Below are 20,158 nucleotides of genomic sequence, written 5' to 3' on the forward strand. Positions count from 1 at the left end.
CATGGTGACATGGGCGACACGAGTGACAGCCCCATTATTTCGATCAGCAGGAAGGTTCCATGATAGTGACAAGATCCGAGGATGATGCCGTATTGACCACAGAGGACGTGCTGCTGAGCCTGTGCAATTCGGTGACGAGCGTATTGAGTGCGGCGACCCAGACCCAGGTGCGCTTCTCCGGCATGGTGCAGCGGATCAGCAAGACCTGCCTCAAGCCTGACATCGGCTGTTTCGTGCTGTTTGACGGCGGCTTCTCCGGGCTGGTGGTGATCAACTTCTCCGCCGCCGCGGCCATGGAGCTCTACCAGAGCTACATGCTGAGCATGGGGCTCTCCAAGGAGGATCTCGCCATCTCCCACACCTCGGACGAGGTGAGCAACGTCATGGGCGAGCTGATGAACCAGATTGTCGGCAGCTTCACCACCAAGGTGGGGCGCGAGCTGCAGACCCACATCACCCAGAACCAGCCCAAGATGCTGGCGCTCAACAAGCAGGTGATGCTGAGCGTCGACACCAACCTCGACAATCCCGAGACCCGCCGGGTGACCTTCTTCACCGCCAGCAACAACATCTTCTATCTGGAGCTGGCCATGGACAAGACGGAGTTTATCCGGATCCATGATGGCGGCGTGCAGGAGGAGGTGGATCCCGACGAGCTGATCGCCCAGGCCAAGCAGTCAGCCAAACCGGCACCGGCGGCCGCGCCGGCGAGCAACGAGCACGACGATCTGCTGGATTCCCTCGGCATCTGATGGTCGAGGGTTGTGCAAATGAAGAGGCCACCCCGGGGGTGGCCTCCTTGCTTGGGGCGGGTCAGAAGTTGTAAAGCAGCCCGGTACTGAAGCGAAGCGCCTCGGCATCGTAGAAGTCGATGTCGGAGTCGGCGCTGGAGTAGGCCGCGGTGAAGGTGGCGGCAAGGGGTTTGATGCCGAACAGGTTGTGCCAGAAGAAGGTGCCATTGAGGGCGAACTCGCTGGCATCGGCGCGCTGGCCGAACAGGGGATTCGCCTCGTCATACTTGCGCTTGCCGGCGTAGAGGTTGCTCACGATGGACCACTGGGAGGCACGCTTGGCATAGGTCAGCTGCAGACCGGTGTTCTTGAAGCTCTCCGCACTCCCGTCCAGGCGGGCCTCCTTGTAGAGGAAGGCGGGCTCCAGCAGCTGGTCGCCGCCGAAGTGGTACTGGTAGGAGACAGCCAGGTCGTGGACCTTGCCGTTGCGGCTCAGCATGGAGGCGTAGTGGGTGCCGTGGGTCAGGTCATATTGCTGGCCGCTGCGCTCCTCGTCGAGCTCCACTTCCCGGCTGGTCAGGGTGGCGTAGACGTTGCTGCCCCAGATCCTGTCCCAGGCAAAGCGCACCCCTTTCGAGGTGAGATCGGTGGCGCTGCGGTCCACGCCGGTGGCGAAGGGATCGCTCCACACTTCCACCGGCATGAGGTTGAACACCAGGGAGGTGGCGACGATACCCTTGTCACCCATCTCCTGGCGCAGACCGAGTTGCTGGGTCAAGTCGAAGCGCACCGCGTCCTGGATGAGGTTGCCGAGGAAGACCTGGGTGCGGGTATCGGCGAAGGTGTAGCGGATATCGGCATTGAGCAGCGGGCTCAGACCGCTTTCGCGGCCGGGGGAGCCCAGATCATCGATACGGCTGTTGCTGTCGTCACCGGCATAGAAGTTGGACTTGTGGCTGCCGGCATTGACTCCGCCCAGCAGAAAACCGGACCAGCCGGTCTGGCGGGGGATCTCCCCCAGATCGGCGTGGGCGGTGGTGGCGACCAGCAGGCCAAGGCTCAACAGAACATGATTTCGCATCGGGTATGCTCCTGACATAACGAATGAGAAGGGTGACAGTGCGCCCCGGTATCCCGGTGGGACCGGTGCTGACTGAGGCATGGCAGGCATGCTACCCCAGCCGGAGTGTGACGTTAATCAATAATTGAATACGCGACGGACAAGAGTTCATGGCGCCGTACTGGTATCCTGTTTGCGCAAGAAAAGGGGAGAAAACAACGAGATGAAGCAGATCAAATCCTGGGCGCAATATTACGTCGACCTGATGACCAAGCTGGGACTGGTGCGCTTCAGCATGTTCCTGGCCACCGCCATCATAGTGCTGGCCGTTTCGATCCAGATGGGGGTGACCCTGTTTTTGCGCGGCACCGTGGACATCGTCGACCTGGTGCGCTCTGTCTTCTTCGGCCTGCTGGTGACCCCCTGGGCCGTCTATTTTCTCTCCATCGTGGTGGATCAGCTGGAGGACTCCCGCCAACGGCTGACCCGGATGGTGCGCAAGTTGCAAGACATGCGCGAGCGGGATCTCGAGCTCAACAGCCAGTTGCAGGAGAACATCAGCCGGCTCAACGCCCAGATCGCCGAGACCAACCGGGCCGAGGCCCTGCGCCAGCAAGCCATCGAGGATCTCGAAAACGAAGTGTTCCAGCGGGAGAAGGCCCAGTTGCATCTGGGGGAGCGTACCGCCCTCTTGCGCTCCTTCATCGACTGCTCCCCCGATCTGGTCTATTACCGCAACGAGGACGAGCAGTTCTCCGGTTGCAACCGCGCCATGGAGGAGCTCACCGGCAAGGTGGAGGCGGAACTCATCGGCCTGACCCCGTTCGATGTCTACAAGCACGACATCGCCAGCAAGGTGGTGGAGACCGACAAGCAGGTCTTCGCCCAGAACGAGCCGCTCACCTATGAGCAGTGGCTGGAGTATCCCGATGGCCGCAAGGCCTACTTCGAGCTGCGCAAGGTGCCCTTCTTCGACCGCTTCGGCAAGCGGCTCGGCCTGCTCGGCTTTGGTCGCGACATCACCGAGCGCAAGCAGTACCAGGACAAGCTGGAGAAGGCGAGTCGGGACAAGACCACCTTCATCTCCACCATCAGCCACGAGCTGCGCACCCCGCTCAATGGCATCGTCGGACTGAGCCGGATGCTGATGGATACGCCCCTCGATGCCAGACAGCAGCAGCAGCTCAAGACCATCCACCTGAGCGCGGTGACGCTCGGCAACATCTTCAACGACATCATCGATCTGGACAAGCTCGACCGTCGCCGGCTGGAGATTGCGCCGGCTCCGCTGGATCTGCCCGCCTTCCTCGACGAGCTGGAGACGCTGTCGCGCATCCAGGCGGAGCAGAAGGGGCTCTACCTGCACTTCGACCGGGACGGCGATATGCCTCAGTTCGTGATGGCGGACGGCACCCGGCTGCGTCAGGTGCTGTGGAACCTGGTGGGCAATGCGGTCAAGTTCACCGATGAAGGGGGCGTCACCATACGCTGTCTCGCCCACGCCGCTGATGAACCGGGCAAGCTGGCGCTGCACTTCGAGGTGGAAGACACCGGGGTGGGCATTCCCCGTGCCCAGCAGGAGAAGATCTTCGCCATGTACTATCAGGTGCAGGGCAAGAAGCACGCCACCGGCACCGGCATCGGTCTTGCGGTCTCCCGCCAGCTGGTGCAGGCCATGGGCGGTCAACTCTATGTGGACAGCGACCCGGGCGAAGGCGCCTGCTTCACCGCCGAGCTGGAGGTGGACTGCGTCGAGCCCAAGGCCGCGGCCCCGGAGCCCGAGATGCCCTCCCTCGACATCCTGCTGGTGGAGGATGTGGAGCTCAACGTGACCGTGGCCTGCGCCCTGCTGAACAAGCTCGGCCATCAGGTCAAGGTGGCGCGGGATGGTGCAGAGGCGCTGGCCATGGCCAACCCGGATGATTTCGACTTGATCCTGCTCGACATCCAGTTGCCGGACATGACGGGGTTCGATGTGGCGGAGCAACTGCTCGCGCGCTACGGCGACAGCCTGCCCCCCATGGTGGCGCTCACCGCCAATGCCACCGGCGATCGCCAGTACTACCGGGATCACGGCATGCAGGATGTGATCAACAAGCCGCTGGGCTCCAAGGCGGTGCGGGAGGTGATAGGCCACCTGTTTGCGGATCTTGCCGGGGACGAGGCGGACGAGCAGGACGATGTCCACCATCAGGATGCCCTGCTGGATCTGCCCTTCCTCACCGATTACGCCAGCACGGTCGGCAAGCCGGTGCTGCTCTCCAGCGTCGAGCTGTTCGAGAAGATGATGCCGGACTACATGGCAGTGCTCGACTCCAACATGATTGCCAGGGATCAGGCCGGTGTGGTGGAGGAGGCCCACAAGATCAAGGGGGCGGCGGGCTCCATCGGCCTGCGCCGGTTGCAGCAGACGGCCCAGCTTATCCAGAGCCCGGATCACCCCGCCTGGTGGGAGAACGTGGAAGACTGGATTGAAACCCTGCGCCGGGAATACCCGGGTGACATCGCCCGCCTGCGGCGCTGGCTGCTCTCGTAGACACGACGCCTCAGGCAAGGAGCCACGACATGTATGACCGTTTGATCCCCCCCGAGCGCATTCACCCCTGGGGAGACGAAGACCTGCTGGAGGCGACGGAGCAGGACCGCACCCGCATCGTGCAGGCGGCGCCGGTGCGTCGGTTGCAGCAGAAGACCCAGGTCTTCCCGCTCGATGTGAAAGCCTCGGTGCGCAGCCGTCTCACCCATTCGTTGGAGGTGCAGGAGACTGGTCGCCAGATCAGTCGCCGCATCCTGGCGGCGCTGCCGGCCGGAGTGGTGTGCGAGGGGGCCTTCATCAATCTGGTGGAGATGTCCTGCCTGTTGCACGATGTCGGCAACCCGCCGTTTGGCCATTTCGGCGAGCAGGTGATGAGTCAGTGGCTTGCCCAGGAGCTGGACGGCCTCTTCGCCCGTGCCCACGACCAGTTGCCGAGCCCCCAGTGGGCAACCCTTCGCCAGGATCTGCTGGTGTTTGACGGCAATGCCCAGAGCCTGCGACTGGTGCACAGCCTCCATGAGCTGAACCTCACCCTGGGGCAGCTGGCGGCGCTGTGCAAATACCCGCAGCAGCCCCTGCCGGGTCTGCACCATCCACAGGGCTATGGTCAGCACCACGGCTGGACCAGCAAGCGCGGCATCTTCTTCAGCGAACAACCCCTCTATCGTGCCCTCGGCCAGAGCCTGGGGCTGGCCGAGGGGTGCCGTCATCCGCTGGTCTACATCATGGAGGCGGCGGACGACATCTCCTACTGCATCGCCGATCTCGAGGATGCGGTGGACAGGCACATCCTCACCCAGAGCGAGCTGCTGGCAGCCCTGCGCGAGGCGGACGAGGGCGGTTACATGGCCGACCTGCTCGATGAGGCGCTTGCCTCCGGTCGGGGGTTCTTCCCCCATTTTCGCCAGCATCTGACCCGGGATCTGGTGGCGCTGGCCGCCCATACCTATGTGGCCGAGCACGATCAGATCCTGAGCGGGGCCTATCCCCAGGCGCTGCTGCACGGTCAGGCTCCGGCAGCCCGGGTACTCGATACCCTCAAGCGGGTGGCTCGCGAGCTGGTGTTCATGCGCCCGGAGGTGGAGGCGCTGGAGCTGGAAGGCTATGCCGCCCTGCGCGGGGTGCTCTCCACCTACGCCTGCCTGCTGGCCCTGCCTGCCAGCCAGTTCGAGCGGCTGCTCGCAGGCAACGGCGGGAGCGAGCTCTTCTTCGCCCGGCGGCTGTTCCACCGCCTCTCTGCCCGCCACCTCAAGGCGTACCGACTGGCGGTGGCGAGCCGGGATCCCCGTTTCGAAAAGGAGAGCGAGCAGGAGTGGTACTACCGGGTGCGGCTGCTGCTCGATTATGTGAGCGGCATGACGGATACCTATGCGCTGGAGGAGTTCCGGCTGTTGTCAGGGATTTGAATGAACCTCTTCTTGGCCGCATTCCACCCATATGGGTGGGAGAGATATTGCGTAAAATTCGGTGTTTTTTTACACTGCGGCAACTTGTTCAACTTTCACACGGTAAGGAGACGACCATGCAACATTCCATGTTCAACGTTGCGTTCGATCGCTGCTCTGGCAGCGCGAAGACTCGTGCTCTTTATTTGCCGCGTGGAGGGGACAGGTAACACCTGCTTTTCTCATCACCCGCGGTTGTCCCGCAGGGTGATCACCTCTCTCCGGGGGAACCGCACGTTCAACTGGAGAATATTATGTCTATCGAACTCGCCCTGCTGCGCCACGTAGAGACCCTGGTTCAAAAAAGGATCACCCGGCTGGAGCGTCGCGTCAGTTACCTGCATCTTTCACCTGCCCTGCTCAAAGACATCGGTCTGGAAGGGCAAAATGTGCAGATCGCCCACATCCGTGAGCGGGAGTTTCAAACCGGTTTCCGGCTCGGGAACCGAATAACCTGATGGGAGGGGGCCTGGCCCCCGACCTGGTGGATGGCAGGCCTGGGCCTGCCATTTTTCTTTCCTGATGAGCATTGTCTCAATTTAGTTGTCGCACATTGCGCCAAACACTCTATGACCCCCCTCCGTTTCGTATGGGAGTTGATAATGTTCCGCCGCTGCTGTCGTCTCATCCTGCTATGTGGTCTGGCTTTCTGGAGCCTGATGGTTGCGGCTGCGCCGGCGCAACTGGACCAGAGCAACTTCACCCTGGACGAACTGCACTGGCTTGCCACCCATGATGAACTGGTCGTCGGCATGCCTTCGGCGGCCTGGCCACCCTATGTCTATACCGATGGGCGCGGCAACTTCACCGGCCCCCTGGATGAATTCGCCTCCCAGATTGCAGCCAGGCTGGGGGTGAGCCTTCGCTACCGTGCCTATGCCAACAATGCGGCGGTCCAGCAGGCCTTGCTGGATGGCAAGGTCGACATGTTGATCGGGGTGGCACCGAGCCCGACCCGCACCCTGCAGATGCAATTTACCTCCGAGCTGATGGCACTGCCCCGGGCCGTGCTGTTGACGGGGGGGCGGGAGAGCCTCTCTCTGGAAGAGGCCTATGGGGTGCGCTGGGTCTGCGTCTTCGGTGTCAGCGCCTGCGATGAGCTGCTGCGCCTGGGGATCTCGAACCTGATCACGGCCGACAGCCGGGACGAGGCGATCTTCATGCTCAAGGAGGGCAAGGCGGATGCCTACCTGGCCGAGCTGCCCATGCTGAACAGGCTGCAAGCCATGGCGGGCATGGCGCTGGCCAGGATCGACTGGATGAGGGATACCTCCCTCGCCATGGCCGTGGCGCCCAGGAATGATGTCTTGCAGGGATTGCTGGAGCGGGCCCTCGAGGATATCTCTCCCCTCGAGCGTCGCGCCATTCTGGAGGCGGGGGACATCCTCGACTATGCCCTGGTGAAAAGGAGCAGGGAGATCGTCTTCAATCCGCAGGAGCAGGCGTGGTTGCAAGCACATCCGGTCATCCGCTACGGGGTTGCTCCGGATTGGCCCGGGATGAGCGAGGTGGACGACAGGGGGCGGCTCAAGGGGCTCATTGCCGATCTGCTGACACTGATGAGCCAGCGTGCCGGGCTCCAGTTCACCCTGGTGCCGACCCGGAGCTGGGCCCAGAGCATGGCGCTCTTCCAGGATCGCAAGCTGGATCTCATCCCGGCCATGACTCCCACCGCGGAGCGTCAGCAGTTTGCCCGGTTTACCCCCAACTACGCGTCGATCAACCGGGTGGTCGTGGCGAGGCAGGGGATGGCCGAGCTCACCGCCGCCAGGGCACTGAAAGGGCACAGGGTGGGCATGGTAGGGGGCTCGGTGGAGCAGGTCTTGCTGAGCGAGGTGGGGGCCATCGCCGTGCCGGTGGCCAGCGATGCCGAATTGCTGCCCCTGCTGGACCAGCAGAAGGTCGACTATGTGCTGATGAGCACCACCACCCTGGAGCAGTCGCTGCAAAAGGGATTCAGCGACCGCTACCAGGTGGTCTTCTCCGGCAGCGACCTGCGGGTACCCATCGCCATGGCGACCCAGTTGCAGGACCCCATGCTGCAGCAGATCCTCACCAAGGTGCTGATCGCCATCCCCCCCGACGAGCTCTCCGCCCTGGAGAAAAAGTGGCTCTCCCTGACCATACAGACGGGACTGGATCCGAAGACGGTGCTGCTCTGGTCCTCCCTCGGCGGCGGCATTTTCCTGCTCTGCCTCTTGCTGTTCATGGGCTGGAACCGGACGTTGCGCCGCCAGATCAGCCAGCGGCGGGAGGCCGAGCGGCGGCTCGAGGAGCAGCTGGTGTTTGTCCAGATGATGCTGGATGCCCTGCCCAACCAGGTGGTGCTGACCAACGAGCGCTATGAAGTGGCAATGACGAACCGGGCGTACCGGCAGATGTTCCTCGGCGGGGAGAACCTGACGGGCTCCTATGAGCGGTTGCTCCAGGATCGATTGCCCGAGTCGATCCGTGCCAGGGTAATGGAGGAGGATGCCAGCGTCTGGGAGAGCGGAGAGGAGCTTCATGGCCGGGGCGAGATCCGGTTTGATGACGATCGCCTGCACCAGATGATCTACACCAAGCGGCTCTTTGCGGGGCCCGATGACAAGCGGCTCGGGATCCTGACCGTGCTGACCGACGTGACCGAGCTGGAGCAGGCGCGGTTTGCGGCCCAGGAGGCGCAGACCCGGCTGACCCAGATCACCGACAGCATGCCGGGTCTGGTCTATCAGTATCACTGGCTTGGGCCGGGCAAGGGGCACTTCCTCTACACCTCGCAAGGGGTCAGGGAGATGGTGGGGGTCGAAGAGGACCTGGTCGGCATGGCGGTCACCGGTGCCTCCATCCTGGGGCTGACAGGCAAGGCGCACGAGGACTTCGTGGCCACGGTGGATCGTCATGCCCTGAGCATGCAGCCGCTGGATCTCGAGGTGGAGATCCGGCGCCAGGGGGAGGCGGGCTATTTGCAGATCCGTGGTCACTTCGTTCACCAGGAGGGGCTTGAAGGGGTCATATTGAACGGCGTGGTGCAGGACATCACCAAGCTCAAGCGCCAGGAGCTGGAGCTGCGCCAGGCCAGGCGGGTGGCGGAGGAGGCGACCCAGGCGCGCAGCCGCTTCCTCGCCACCATGAGTCATGAGCTTCGCACTCCCATCTCCGGCATGCACGGCATGCTGGAGCTGCTGCAAATGAGTGCGCTGGACGACGATCAGCGCTACATGTTGCGCAATATCTCGACCTCCACCAGCCATCTGCTCTATCTGGTGAACGACATCCTGGACTTCTCCAAGATGGAAGCCGGGCAGTTGCAACTGCATCCCCATCACTGCCGCCTGACCTCGGTGATTTGCGATGTCATCCGGGGACATGCGGCCCTGGCCTATGGCAAGGGACTCATTGTGACGCTGCGGTGGGGGAAGACGGTGCCGGATCTGGCCTGCATCGACGGGATCAGGGTGGGGCAGGTGATCTCCAATCTGTTGAACAACGCGGTGAAGTTCACCGAGGCGGGGGCGATCGCCATTCAGGTGGATTATGAAGACGACCGGCTGGCCTTCCGGGTCCGGGATACCGGGATCGGCATCGCCCTGGAGCAGCAGCGCACCCTCTTCATCCCGTTCAAGCAGGTGGAGTCCGACACCAATCGCCGGTTTGGCGGCACCGGGCTCGGGCTTGCCATCTGTCATCAACTCACCCAGAAAATGGGGGGGAGCCTGACCCTGGAAAGTACCCCCGGAATGGGCACCTGCGTGACCTTCACGCTGCCTCTGGCCGAGTGCCAGTGGGAAGCGCCCCCCCTGACCGGTCAGGTATGGTGGTGGTTTGGGGAGGATGAGGGGCTGGAATCGGTGATGGCCAGGCTGGGCGCCAGACTGGTACGCATGGAGGCACACCATTGGCAGCAGCCCCTCGAGGGGCATCTGCTGGCGCAGGAGAATCACCTGGAGCAGGCCCTTGGCAGTGACTGGCTGGCCTGTTTGCAGCGTTCGAACCTCAAGGGCATAGTACTCTCTCCCCATGAGGCCCTGCGGGGGCGCATGGGGGGCAACGCCTGGTGGCGACTGGGACAATCGCCCCTCTACCCCGATCTGTTGCTGGAAACCTGCCAGTCACTGTTCAACCAGCAGGCGAGCCAGTCGATGGGGATGGAGGGGGAGAAGCTCAGGGGGCGGGTGCTGGTGGCGGATGATCACCCCGTCAACCGGGCATTGCTGACGAGGCAGCTCGCTATCCTGGGGCTCGAGTCCGAGGTGGTGGAAGATGGCGAGGAGGCGCTGCGCGCCTGGCAGGGGCAGGACTTCGCCCTGCTGCTGACCGACTGCCACATGCCGGTGATGGATGGCTATGCCCTCACGCGAGCCTTGCGGGATGCCGGGGACAGTGCTCCCATTATCGGGGTGACGGCCGATACCTCTGAGGAGGCGAGCCAGCAGATGCGTGATGCCGGCATGAACGACATGCTGTTCAAGCCCTACAGCCTGGATGCCCTGAGCCAGACCCTGGGACGCTGGTTGCCGACTCAGGAAGAACAGCTCGCCTCGGAGGCGCCCCGGCAAGCCAGGGTTCAACTGCCAGGCATAAGCTGGTTGACCCTGTTCGGGGATGAGGCGGTGGCACGCAGCATGGCCAGCGAATACCTGGAAGCCAACGAGCAGGATGGCGAGGACATGAGGCTGGCGCTGGCCAGCCAGGATACCCAGGCGCTGGTGGAGACGGCACATCGCATCAAGGGGGCCGCGCGCATGGTAGGACAGCAGGCATTGGCAGAGGAGGCAGCCCGGCTGGAGGCGGCGGCCAGATTGAAACAACTGGACAAGCTCGATGACCTGGCCAGGGCGGTACAGGCATTGATGGACTCTATCAGAGGTGAAACGGGGTTATGGCTCGATGAATAGCGCACGGCATGAGTTGGCGATCATGGTGGTGGAGGATCACAACTTCCAGCGCAAGGCCCTGATGCACCAGATCCGCGGACTGGGCTACGGCAACCTGCTGGAGGCGCAGGACGGGGAGGAGGCGCTGGCACAGTGCCAGCACCACAGGGTCGACATCCTGTTCTGCGATCTGCGTATGCCGGGCATGGATGGCATGGCGCTGCTGCGCCGCCTCTCCCTTGGCGGGTTCCGCGGCGGCATCGTGCTGTGCAGCGCCCTGGAGGATGACGTGGTCGATGCCGTGCTGCGCATGAGCCGGGCCTATGGCCTGCAGGTGCTGGGGCGCATCGAGAAACCCGCGTCTCCCCAGCAGATCGCGCAGCTCATCGGTGCCTGGCGGCCCCAGCAGGTGCGCAGCCAGGAAGAGGATGGTTATCACCTGACCCTGGATGAGCTGCGCCGGGCGCTGGATCAGGACCAGTTGCTGCCCTGGTATCAACCCAAGGTGGGATTTCACAACGGGGAGTGGCTCGGCATGGAGGCGCTTGCCCGCTGGCAGCACCCCGAATATGGCCTCATCTCGCCAGCCCGTTTCATCCCGCTGGCGGAGCACAACGGGCTCATCGACCCGCTCACCGAGGTGATCATCGGCAAGGCGCTGCGGGACGGCCACCTGTGGGAGAAGACCGGGCTCTCCCTGAACCTGTCGATGAACCTTTCTACCACCTCCCTCATCGAGGGGGATCTGTGCAACACCCTGCTCAGCCACTGCCAGCGCTGGAGCATCAACCCCGAGCTCATCACCCTCGAAGTGACCGAGAGCGCCTTCGTCAAGGATCTCGGCAAGTCGCTGGAGGTGCTGACCCGCTTGCGGATGCACGGTTTTGGTCTCTCCATCGATGATTTCGGGACCGGCTACTCCTCCATGCAGCAGCTCGCCCTGCTCCCCTTTACCGAGTTGAAACTGGACAGATCCTTCGTGGATCGCTGCTATGAAGATCCCTCTCGCCTAGCCATCATCGAGTCCAGCATCGAGCTGGCTCGCAAGTTGGGCTTGAAATCGGTGGCCGAGGGGGTCGAAGATGAGGCGACCTGGCAATTGCTGGCGAAGCTGGGGTGCGATCAATGCCAGGGCTTCTTCTCCGCCCGTCCCATGCCCCGTGAGGAGCTGCTGGGATGGCATCAGGGTTGGCAGGCTCGTTTGCCCGCGCTCATCAGATGCTAATCCCGGGCAGGATGCCCGACGAATTCCAAGGATGGCCATGAAAATATCAAGCAAGTTGTTGTTGAGCTTCTGTTTTATCAACCTGCTCATCATTCTCTCCTCCGCCCTTGTCTATCATCAGCTCGGCCGGATCGAAGGCTCGCAAGATGCCTTGCTGGCCCAGGCCCTGCCCGCCCTGCAGCGGGACGAGGCGAGCCAGAAAGCCCTGATTGCCACCGTTTCATCCCTGCGGGCCTATCTCATCCTCGGCAAGGATCCGGCACAGGGTGATCGCATCAAGCAGGAGTGGGAAGAGGCCTGGCACGCCATCGAGCGCCAGCGTTTCACCCCCGACCTGACCCGGGCACTCAAGGATTTCAAGGGGGCACAGTCACAGGTGTGGGCCCTGGCTCACACCGAAGAGAACCTGCCCGCCCACACCCTGATGCTGCTGGAGGCCGGCCCTCTGGCGGAGTCGGCCCTCGATCAGTTGCAGTCTTTTGCCAATGAAGAGGTGGCGACGCCCCAGGCGACGTTGCCCGGTGACAGGCGCCTGCTGCTCAAGCAGGTGGGGGATGCCTACAACAGCCTGGGCAATGCGCTCTCCGCCCTGCGGGATTTCCTCATCTCGGGGGAGAAGGAGTACCTGGACAAGTACCGGGACTACTACCAGTTTCACCAGCAGCGGGTGGCCGAGCTGAAACAGCAAGAGGCCAACTTCACCGAGGCACAAAAGGGGCTCTGGACGCTCTTTGAAGAGATGTCAGCCCCCTTTGCCGAGCTGGTCGGCCAGGTGATCGAGAAGCGCCAGGCCCCGGACTGGGACAGGGCCAACCACCTGATGGCCACCGAGATAGAGCCCGCCCTGACCCGGCTGGCGGATCAGCTGGCGACCCAGGTGACCCATACCCGTGCCGAGGTGGACAAGATGGCGGGGGAGATGGCGGCCGCCAGTCAGACCATTCACCGCACCCTGCTGCTGGCCACCACCAGCGTCATCCTGCTGGGCACCCTGGTGGCCCTGCTGTTCAGCCGGCGCCTGACCCGGGACATCGCCAGCCTGGTGAAACGGGCGGGCCTGGTGGCCGATGGCCGCCTCCCCGTCACCCCCTTGCCCGTGCTTCGTCAGGATGAGCTGGGAGGGCTCACGGGCTCCATCAACCGAATGTCGGCACAGTTGCGCGAGCTGGTGGGGGAGATCCAGGGGGCGGTCGGTCAGGTGGAAGGGGCTGGCCGCGAGGTGGGCCAGACCACCAATGCCATCGTGGATGATCTGGCGAGCCAGAATCAGCGGCTCGATGCGGTGGCAGCCGCCATCGAGCAGATGTCGGTCAGTACCCGGGATGTGGCGGGCAACATTGCGGACGCGGCGGGAGCGGCTCGCCAGACCGAGCAACAGGCAAGGGAGGGGGAGCAGGCCCTCGCCCGCATGGGGACCACCATGGCGCAGATTGGTGCCATGATTGCCCAGGCAAACCAGGCGATGACGCAGCTCAGCAGCCAGAGCGAGCAAGTGGGGAGGGTCACCGAAGTGATCGCTACCATCGCCGAGCAGACCAATCTGCTGGCACTCAATGCGGCCATCGAGGCGGCGCGGGCCGGTGAGCAGGGACGGGGATTTGCCGTGGTGGCCGATGAAGTGAGGCAGTTGGCCAGCCGCACCAGTGCATCGACCATGGAGATCAACCAGACCATTGCCAGCATCCAGCAGCAGACCCGGGAGACCGCGGATACCGTGGGCAGCGGCACCCTGCTGGTGGAGCAGGGGCGCGGCGCCGTGGCCTCGGTGACCGAGACCCTGGAGTCGATGGCGACGCTGGTGCAGGATCTCAGCGGCCAGCTTGCCGCCATCGCCACCGCCACCGAGCAGCAGTCAAGGGCGGCGCAGGAGGTGGCGGGCACGGTGGAGGAGATTGCCGGGCTCAGCCATCAGTCCAGCGAGCATGGCCAGCAGGGGGAGCAGATCGCCGCCCGCCTGACCCGGGAGACCGGGAGACTGACATCGGCCATCAGCCGCTTCGAACTGGATGCCTGACGCAAGGGAGAGAAAAACGGGGCAGACCTCTGGGTCTGCCCCGTTTTTTTTGGCCCGACAACCTGGTGGTGGAAGGATGCACGACGCAGGTGCGGTCCTGACCGTTCGGAAGCAGGGGGATGGTGTCTTGTGTACTGCCCTGTGGCTCTTTCTGCCGACAGGACGGGTCACTCCAAGCGGCGGAAGGCCTGGTTTTCGAAGCTGCTGCAGGTCTCCTGGTTGAGCAGGTTGACCAGCAGGATGGCCCGCTTTTCGCCATCCGGCTCCAGATAGATGGCTTCAAACCCGGCGAGGGGGCCGGATTCGATAAGTACCTTGTCTCCCTGGGTCGGCAGACGGGCATAGCTGGCGCGCGCCTCGTCGCTGTCGTCCCGGCTCATGAGCCGGTAGATCAGCTGGCTGCTGACGGGGGTCCACTCCTTGCCGAAGTGGATGATGCGACTGATGCCCCGGGTCGATTTCAGGGTGACCGGGGTGACCTCTTCCAGATCCACGTAGATGAAGAGATAGTTGGGGAACATGGGCTCGCGCTGGGGTACGCGCTTGCCTCGCCGCAGTTTTTCAATCTCGACCATGGGGTAATAGGATTCAACGCCCTGGGCTGCCAGATGGGCGCGGGCGCGGGCCTCTTCCTTGGGTTTGCAGTAGGCCAGATACCATTTCTTCATTGTTGTTCTGTTTTTCGTGTTGCCGTGCTTGCGGCTATCATAACGGGGGTAAAAAAAAAGGCCACGCTTGACGTGGCCTTTTTTCCAGAGTGAGTGATTACCAACCTTTCACCAGACCGCCCTTGAACAGTTCGGTCCCCTTCTTGAAGACCTCGTCGGTCTGGAAGGACTGGACGAACTCCTTGACCTTCTCGTCGTCCTTGTTGTTCTCGCGAGCAACGATCAGGTTGACGTAGGGGGACTCCTTGTCTTCGACAAAAAGGCCGTTCTCGGTCGGGGTCAGACCAATCTGACCGGCGAAGGTGTTGTTGATGATGGCCAGATCCACGTCTTCCAGGGAGCGCGGCAGTTGTGCGGCTTCCAGCTCGACGATCTTGAAGTTGCGCGGGTTGCTGGCGATGTCCAGCACGGTCGCTTCCAGACCGGCACCCTCTTTCAGCTTCAGCAGGCCCTGCTTCTCCAGCAGGATCAGGGAACGACCCAGGTTGGTCGGATCGTTCGGCACCGCGATCTGGGCACCGTCTTTCAGCTCGGACAGGGCCTTGACCTTCTTGGAGTAACCGGCGATCGGGTAGACGAAGGTGTTGCCGACCGGCACCAGCTTGAAGCCGCGATCACGGATCTGGGCATCCAGGTAGGGCTTGTGCTGGAAGGCGTTGACGTCGACGCTGCCGTCGTTCAGGGCCACGTTCGGGGTGACGTAGTCGGAGAAGGTGACCACTTCGACGGTCAGGCCGTATTTTTCCTTGGCAACCTTGGCCGCGGTCTCAACCAGCTCGGTCTCGGGACCGGCGATGGCGCCCACCTTCAGGGTCTTGTTCTCTTCCTTCTGGCCGCAACCGACCAGTACCAGGGTTGCCAGCAGCGCAGCTGCTGCGGATTTGATGCCCAATTTCATAAAAACCTCCTGTCAGAAATCGACGATTAACGATGATCACATTGTTTGACCAGGCGCTCACCCGCGCTCTGGATGAGTTGAACCAGCACCACCAGAATGACCACGGTGACCAGCATGACGGTGGGATCGAAACGCTGGTAGCCGTAGCGAATACCCACATCACCGAGACCACCGCCTCCGATGGCACCAGCCATGGCGGAGTAGTTCACCAGGGTGACGAGGGTGATGATGACGCTGTTGAGGATCCCCGGCAGGGCCTCGGGCAGCAGCACCTTGGCGATGATTTGCAGGGGCTTGGCCCCCATGGCCTTGGCCGCTTCCAGCAGGCCGTCAGGCACCTCCATCAGGGCCCCTTCCACCAGGCGGGCGATGAAGGGGATGCAGCCCACGGTCAGCGGCACGATGGCGGCGATGGTGCCGATGCTGGTGCCGACGATGAAGCGGGTCAACGGAATGATGGCGACCAGCAGAATGATGAAGGGCACCGAGCGACCGACGTTGACGATGACGCCCAGGACCTTGTTGAGCAGCGGATTGGCCAGGATCTGCCCCGCCTTGGTCACGTGCAGCGCCACGCCGAGCGGCAGGCCGAGCAGGCAGCCGAACAGGGCGGAGGCAAACACCATGATGAGGGTGTCGCCCAGAGCCGAAATCAGCAGATTAATCATTGCTTCGGACATAACCCATTACCTCCAGCTGAATGTGGTTGTCGATGAGGAACTGCTGGGTGGCCTCGCACTGGGCCTCGTCCCCGAACAGTTCCGCCAGCAGGAAGCCGAACTTGACGCCACCGGCGTATTCGATGTCTGCGCTCAGGATGCTGATGTCGATGTTGAAACGGCGGCTCGCCTCGGAAATCAGCGGCGAATCCACCGTGGTCCCGGTAAAGCCGAGCTTCACCAGGGGATAGCTGCCGGGCACCCGGTCGCTACTCATCCGATCCTGATACTCCTGGGGCACTTCCAGGTGGATGGTGGAGTGGATGAAATCCCGGGCCAGCTGGGTCTTGGCATTGCTGAAGAACCAGGCCACTTCCCCCTGCTCGATGAGACGGCCGTCGCTGATGATGGCCACTTCGTCGCAGATCCCCTTCACCACGTCCATTTCGTGGGTGATGAGCAGTATGGTGAGCCCCAGCTTGACGTTGATCTCCTTGAGCAGGGTCAGGATCGAGCGGGTGGTCTGGGGGTCGAGGGCCGAGGTGGCCTCGTCGCACAGCAGGACCTTGGGAGCCGGTGCCAGGGCACGGGCGATGGCGACGCGCTGCTTCTGCCCGCCGGAGAGCTCGGACGGATAGGCGTGGGCACGGGCTTCCAGCCCGACCAGGGCCAGCAGTTCGCTGACCCGGCTCTGGATCTTGTCCTTGCTCCAGCCCGCCAGTTCCAGCGGGAAGGCGATGTTGGCGGAGACGGTGCGAGAGGCCAGCAGGTTGAAGTGCTGGAAGATCATGCCGATCTGGCGGCGAGCCTGAGTCAGATCCCGCTCGCTGAGGGCGACCAGGTCCTGGCCATCGACGATGACCTGCCCCTCGGTGGGGCGCTCCAGCAGGTTGACGCAGCGGATGAGGGTACTCTTGCCGGCACCGGAGGCACCGATCACCCCGAAGATCTTGCCTTGGGGCACATGCAGGCTCACGTCACGCAGGGCGTGCACGGCATCACTGCCTTTACCGTAGACTTTGTTGAGACCGATCAACTTAATCATGGATTCTTCCGTGCTAACAGCCTTAAAGCACAGGGCGCTACAGGCGGGTAAATTGGGCAGAGGTTTCACTGGGTAGCTCTGTCATCATGGAGGATGATGCTAAGATGTCCGGATGGCTGTGTCAACGCATGTTTTTACGTCTAGACGTCTAAAAAATGGATAAGGATTCCCGCCATTTGACTATGGTGTGGAGGTATCACCACCAGCATCAATATTAGATTCCGATTTGATGACATTGATCCGAATATAAGCTGGTAAATATCTTTTATGTCGTCGATTTGATGCCTCCCCTTCGGACAAGGTGCCCGGTTGTCCGGGCAGCATCGCTGCCGGTTTCCCCTTCCTCCTGCCGTCTCTTTTTCTGTTTTCTTTTCCATCTCCTTGATGCAGAACAATAAATGACCAGTTCGTGGCCGTGTCGACATGCCAGCTCCCTATACTGGCTGCAGGTAGATGCCAGGAGGGAGGCGAGATGCGATTCCAACAGATCAAGGACCTGATGCTCTATCTCGAGGAGCTTCATCATCGGCAAGGGCACATTTACGGGCGCCAGATCCCCCGGGTGGATGCTGAGCGCAGCAGGATGTTGCTGGCCTATCTGCAAGGGCGGGAGGATGCCGCGGCGGCCCATCTGCACGATTATCGCGAGCAGATGGGCAGCGCGGTGAAGGAGACCTGGCTGGATCAGGGGTTTGGCGAGGATCTGCTGGCCGAGGGGGATCGTCTGGCGCTGCCCGCCACAACCCAGCCCGCGGAGATAGTGGCCCTGGTGTCACGCCAGGAGGAGAGGCTCATCGGCGAGCTGGAACGTCTGGCCCGGGAGTGCCCCACGCCCGACACGGCGGCGCTGCTGAAAGCCCTGGCCTCCATGGCCCAATCCCGCCTGACCCGTCTGGTACACGGTGCTCATCGCCTCGACGATCTCTGAGCCCGGATGAGAGAGACCCGGCACGGGCCGGGTCTTCTGATGTTGCTGGCGGTCAGCCCCCTTGCCGGGACGCGCCATAGAGGGCGGCGCCTATGATGCCGGCCTGGTTGAGGTTCGCGGCCGCCACCAGGGGAGCCCGGGTCTCAATCTTGTCGATGAACTTGTCGAGCTTGGCGGCGCTGCCGCCCCCCAGGATGAAGAGGTCGGGGGAGAACAGAAACTCCAGGCGAGCCAGGTATTTGTTGAAACGTTTGCCCCAGCGGCCCCAGGAAAGATCCTCGCGCTTGCGCACCGCATCGGAGCAATAGTGTTCGGCCACCATGCCTTCCAGCATCAGGTGACCCAGTTCGGTATTGGGCAGCAACTGGCCATTGACGAAGACGGCGGTACCGATGCCGGTGCCGACGGTGATGAGAATGATAACGCCCTGGCGATCCTGCCCGGTGCCAAAGCGCATCTCCGCCAGACCGGCCGCATCGGCGTCGTTCAGGACATGGCAGGGCAGGCCGGTCACATCGGCAAACAGGTGGGCTGCATCGGTCTCAATCCAGCTCTTGTCGATGTTGGAGGCATTCTTGGCGATGCCGTTGTGGATGGTGGCGGGAAAACCGCACCCCACGGGACCCTTCCATTGGAAGTGTTCGACCAGCGCCTTGAGGGTGTGTGCCACGGCGGCCGGGGTTGCCGGTTGCGGTGTGGCGATGCGGTGGCGTTCGCCAATCAGCTCCCCGGTTTCGGTGTCGACCAGGCAGCCCTTGATCCCGGACCCCCCAATATCTACTCCCAGCATCTGCATCAGAATCTTCCTTTTATTGTGCCGATGTTCAATGGTCGGCAGAGCATGAAAAAATGGCTGCGATCCGGCAAGTGCCAGATCACTTATGCGTGATCCGGCAGACCTTTTTCGATGCAGCGGATCAGCAATCGCGTCTTTTTATTCTCTTCCTGCTGACGCCTGGCCAGGGTCGCCAGCGCCCACTCGATATGCTCGGCCACCATGGGCGCCGCCTCAGGCAGCGCCTGTTCCAGGGCGGCCAGGACCTCGCTGCTGGCCGGTCCGTTGCCAAGGGCCACCGCCAGGTTGCGGCGCCAGCGCTGATAGCCGATGCGGCGGATGGGGCTGCCTTCCGTGTGCTTGAGAAATTCGGCCTCGCTCCAGCCCCACAAGGTCAAGAGGGGCGGGCGGTGCAGATTGGGGCGCGGGCTGAAGTCGGGCTCCGGGCTGGCATCGGCATAGCGGTTCCAGGGGCAGATGAGCTGGCAGTCGTCACAGCCATAGATGCGATTGCCCATGAGCGGCCTGAACTCCTCGGGAATGGGGCCGTCATTCTCGATGGTGAGATAGGAGATGCAGCGCCGCCCGTCTACCACATAGGGGGCGATGATGGCACCGGTGGGGCAGATATTGATGCAGGCCACGCACTTGCCACACAGCTCCTTCTCCACCGGGGTATCCACGGGCAGCGGCAGGGCGATGAGCAATTCTCCCAGAAAGAAGAAGGAGCCGGCGGACTCGTTGATCAGCAGCGAGTGCTTTCCCACCCAGCCAAGGCCGGCCTTGGCCGCCAGCGGCCTTTCCAGAATAGGGGCCGAGTCGACAAAGGGGCGCCACTCGCCCAGGGTTTGTCCCGCTGCCTGCAATAGGGTGTCGCACCGCAGCTCGATGCGCTCCCCCAACTGTTTGAGCCGGTTGCGCAGCACCTTGTGGTAGTCGCGGCCGAGGGCATAGCGGCTGATGTAGCCGAGGGTGGGATCGCGCAGGGTGGCGGCAAAGCCCGCCTCGAACGGGAGGTAGTTCATCCGCACCGAGATGACCCGCAAGGTACCCGGCAACAGCTCGTGGGGGCGGGCCCTCATCATGCCGTGGCGCGCCATGTAGTCCATGGTGCCGTGATAACCGGCATCCAGCCAGGCCTGCAACCTTGGCTCTTCCAGGGTGAGGTCGGTGTCGGTGATGCCGACCTGGTCAAATCCTAGCTCCCTTGCCCAGAGCTTGATATCGTGGGCCAGTTGCGCAAGTTCGGCAGCCGTCATGCAGCATCCCCCCTCTGCCTGCAGGAGTATGGCAGGCGCAGGGCGTCAATATGGCGTGC

The 20,158-nt window shown here is 62.8% G+C and carries 15 protein-coding genes; 8 read left to right on the top strand and 7 right to left on the bottom strand.

What is annotated here, in order from left to right; all coding sequences use genetic code 11:
* Positions 1-59: 59 nt before the first annotated feature.
* Positions 60-752, top strand: a complete 693-nt coding sequence (locus tag MUW49_RS20400; RefSeq protein WP_029313837.1) for a DUF3334 family protein — start codon at positions 60-62, stop codon at positions 750-752.
* 61 nt (positions 753-813) lie between these two features.
* Here MUW49_RS20400 and MUW49_RS20405 read toward each other — a convergent pair whose 3' ends face one another.
* Positions 814-1,812 (bottom strand): DUF2860 family protein, encoded by a 999-nt coding sequence (locus MUW49_RS20405; protein WP_201872395.1) that lies wholly within the window; start codon positions 1,810-1,812, stop codon positions 814-816.
* 202 nt (positions 1,813-2,014) lie between these two features.
* Here MUW49_RS20405 and arcB point away from each other — a divergent pair, with 202 nt between their 5' ends.
* From arcB to MUW49_RS20435, 6 genes are all read left to right on the top strand, one after another.
* On the top strand, positions 2,015-4,327 hold the full coding sequence (gene arcB, locus MUW49_RS20410; RefSeq protein ID WP_244813134.1) for an aerobic respiration two-component sensor histidine kinase ArcB: 2,313 nt from the start codon (positions 2,015-2,017) through the stop codon (positions 4,325-4,327).
* Between the two features lie 29 nt (positions 4,328-4,356).
* On the top strand, positions 4,357-5,733 hold the full coding sequence (gene dgt, locus MUW49_RS20415) for a dGTPase (protein WP_128312853.1): 1,377 nt from the start codon (positions 4,357-4,359) through the stop codon (positions 5,731-5,733).
* A 293-nt stretch (positions 5,734-6,026) separates the two neighbouring features.
* Positions 6,027-6,230: a hypothetical protein gene (locus tag MUW49_RS20420; RefSeq protein WP_080768051.1), complete on the top strand. Its 204-nt coding sequence runs from the start codon at positions 6,027-6,029 to the stop codon at positions 6,228-6,230.
* Positions 6,231-6,374: 144 nt separating this feature from the next.
* A complete protein-coding gene (locus MUW49_RS20425; protein ID WP_244813136.1) occupies positions 6,375-10,649 on the top strand; it encodes a transporter substrate-binding domain-containing protein in 4,275 nt (1,424 codons plus the stop codon).
* Positions 10,642-11,853 carry an EAL domain-containing response regulator gene (locus tag MUW49_RS20430; RefSeq protein ID WP_201872391.1) on the top strand — a complete coding sequence of 404 codons (1,212 nt, stop codon included), beginning with the start codon at positions 10,642-10,644 and terminating at the stop codon, positions 11,851-11,853. The genes MUW49_RS20425 and MUW49_RS20430 overlap by 8 nt, the downstream gene beginning before the upstream one ends.
* Positions 11,854-11,890: 37 nt before the next feature.
* The gene (locus MUW49_RS20435) at positions 11,891-13,867 is read left to right on the top strand and encodes a methyl-accepting chemotaxis protein (protein WP_043152548.1); all 1,977 of its coding nucleotides are present in this window, start codon (positions 11,891-11,893) and stop codon (positions 13,865-13,867) included.
* A gap of 167 nt (positions 13,868-14,034) precedes the next feature.
* On the opposite strand, the gene rfaH is transcribed toward MUW49_RS20435, so the two are convergent.
* The 4 genes from rfaH to metN all read right to left on the bottom strand — a co-directional run bounded on the left by rfaH (position 14,035) and on the right by metN (position 17,137).
* Positions 14,035-14,535 (bottom strand): transcription/translation regulatory transformer protein RfaH, encoded by a 501-nt coding sequence (gene rfaH / locus MUW49_RS20440; protein WP_010673182.1) that lies wholly within the window; start codon positions 14,533-14,535, stop codon positions 14,035-14,037.
* Positions 14,536-14,632: 97 nt separating this feature from the next.
* The gene (gene metQ / locus MUW49_RS20445; protein ID WP_010673183.1) at positions 14,633-15,433 is read right to left on the bottom strand and encodes a methionine ABC transporter substrate-binding lipoprotein MetQ; all 801 of its coding nucleotides are present in this window, start codon (positions 15,431-15,433) and stop codon (positions 14,633-14,635) included.
* Positions 15,434-15,459: 26 nt separating this feature from the next.
* Positions 15,460-16,113 (bottom strand): methionine ABC transporter permease, encoded by a 654-nt coding sequence (locus MUW49_RS20450; protein ID WP_029313844.1) that lies wholly within the window; start codon positions 16,111-16,113, stop codon positions 15,460-15,462.
* Entirely contained in the window at positions 16,094-17,137 is a 1,044-nt protein-coding gene (gene metN, locus MUW49_RS20455) for a methionine ABC transporter ATP-binding protein MetN (RefSeq protein WP_039040957.1), read from the bottom strand. The genes MUW49_RS20450 and metN overlap by 20 nt, the downstream gene beginning before the upstream one ends.
* Positions 17,138-17,609: 472 nt before the next feature.
* Here metN and MUW49_RS20460 point away from each other — a divergent pair, with 472 nt between their 5' ends.
* Positions 17,610-18,065, top strand: coding sequence for a hypothetical protein (locus MUW49_RS20460; RefSeq protein WP_010673186.1), 456 nt, complete (start codon positions 17,610-17,612; stop codon positions 18,063-18,065).
* A 52-nt stretch (positions 18,066-18,117) separates the two neighbouring features.
* Here the strand turns inward: MUW49_RS20460 and ppgK are convergent, their stop codons facing one another.
* On the bottom strand, positions 18,118-18,861 hold the full coding sequence (ppgK, locus tag MUW49_RS20465; protein WP_041214591.1) for a polyphosphate--glucose phosphotransferase: 744 nt from the start codon (positions 18,859-18,861) through the stop codon (positions 18,118-18,120).
* A gap of 83 nt (positions 18,862-18,944) precedes the next feature.
* Positions 18,945-20,099 (bottom strand): tRNA epoxyqueuosine(34) reductase QueG, encoded by a 1,155-nt coding sequence (gene queG, locus MUW49_RS20470; RefSeq protein ID WP_134997941.1) that lies wholly within the window; start codon positions 20,097-20,099, stop codon positions 18,945-18,947.
* Positions 20,100-20,158 lie beyond the last annotated feature (59 nt).

The organism is Aeromonas sp. LsrichE-8G (assembly GCF_022869435.1).
Classification (GTDB): Bacteria; Pseudomonadota; Gammaproteobacteria; order Enterobacterales; family Aeromonadaceae; genus Aeromonas; species Aeromonas caviae.

Excerpts from the sequence above, each read along its gene's own strand:
- MUW49_RS20400 (WP_029313837.1), top strand. The coding sequence starts at position 60 with ATGATAGTGACAAGATCCGAGGATGATGCCGTATTGACCACAGAGGAC.
- MUW49_RS20405 (WP_201872395.1), bottom strand. The coding sequence starts at position 1,812 with ATGCGAAATCATGTTCTGTTGAGCCTTGGCCTGCTGGTCGCCACCACC.
- arcB (WP_244813134.1), top strand. The coding sequence starts at position 2,015 with ATGAAGCAGATCAAATCCTGGGCGCAATATTACGTCGACCTGATGACC.
- dgt (WP_128312853.1), top strand. The coding sequence starts at position 4,357 with ATGTATGACCGTTTGATCCCCCCCGAGCGCATTCACCCCTGGGGAGAC.
- MUW49_RS20420 (WP_080768051.1), top strand. The coding sequence starts at position 6,027 with ATGTCTATCGAACTCGCCCTGCTGCGCCACGTAGAGACCCTGGTTCAA.
- MUW49_RS20425 (WP_244813136.1), top strand. The coding sequence starts at position 6,375 with ATGTTCCGCCGCTGCTGTCGTCTCATCCTGCTATGTGGTCTGGCTTTC.
- MUW49_RS20430 (WP_201872391.1), top strand. The coding sequence starts at position 10,642 with ATGAATAGCGCACGGCATGAGTTGGCGATCATGGTGGTGGAGGATCAC.
- MUW49_RS20435 (WP_043152548.1), top strand. The coding sequence starts at position 11,891 with ATGAAAATATCAAGCAAGTTGTTGTTGAGCTTCTGTTTTATCAACCTG.
- rfaH (WP_010673182.1), bottom strand. The coding sequence starts at position 14,535 with ATGAAGAAATGGTATCTGGCCTACTGCAAACCCAAGGAAGAGGCCCGC.
- metQ (WP_010673183.1), bottom strand. The coding sequence starts at position 15,433 with ATGAAATTGGGCATCAAATCCGCAGCAGCTGCGCTGCTGGCAACCCTG.
- MUW49_RS20450 (WP_029313844.1), bottom strand. The coding sequence starts at position 16,113 with ATGTCCGAAGCAATGATTAATCTGCTGATTTCGGCTCTGGGCGACACC.
- metN (WP_039040957.1), bottom strand. The coding sequence starts at position 17,137 with ATGATTAAGTTGATCGGTCTCAACAAAGTCTACGGTAAAGGCAGTGAT.
- MUW49_RS20460 (WP_010673186.1), top strand. The coding sequence starts at position 17,610 with ATGCGATTCCAACAGATCAAGGACCTGATGCTCTATCTCGAGGAGCTT.
- ppgK (WP_041214591.1), bottom strand. The coding sequence starts at position 18,861 with ATGCAGATGCTGGGAGTAGATATTGGGGGGTCCGGGATCAAGGGCTGC.
- queG (WP_134997941.1), bottom strand. The coding sequence starts at position 20,099 with ATGACGGCTGCCGAACTTGCGCAACTGGCCCACGATATCAAGCTCTGG.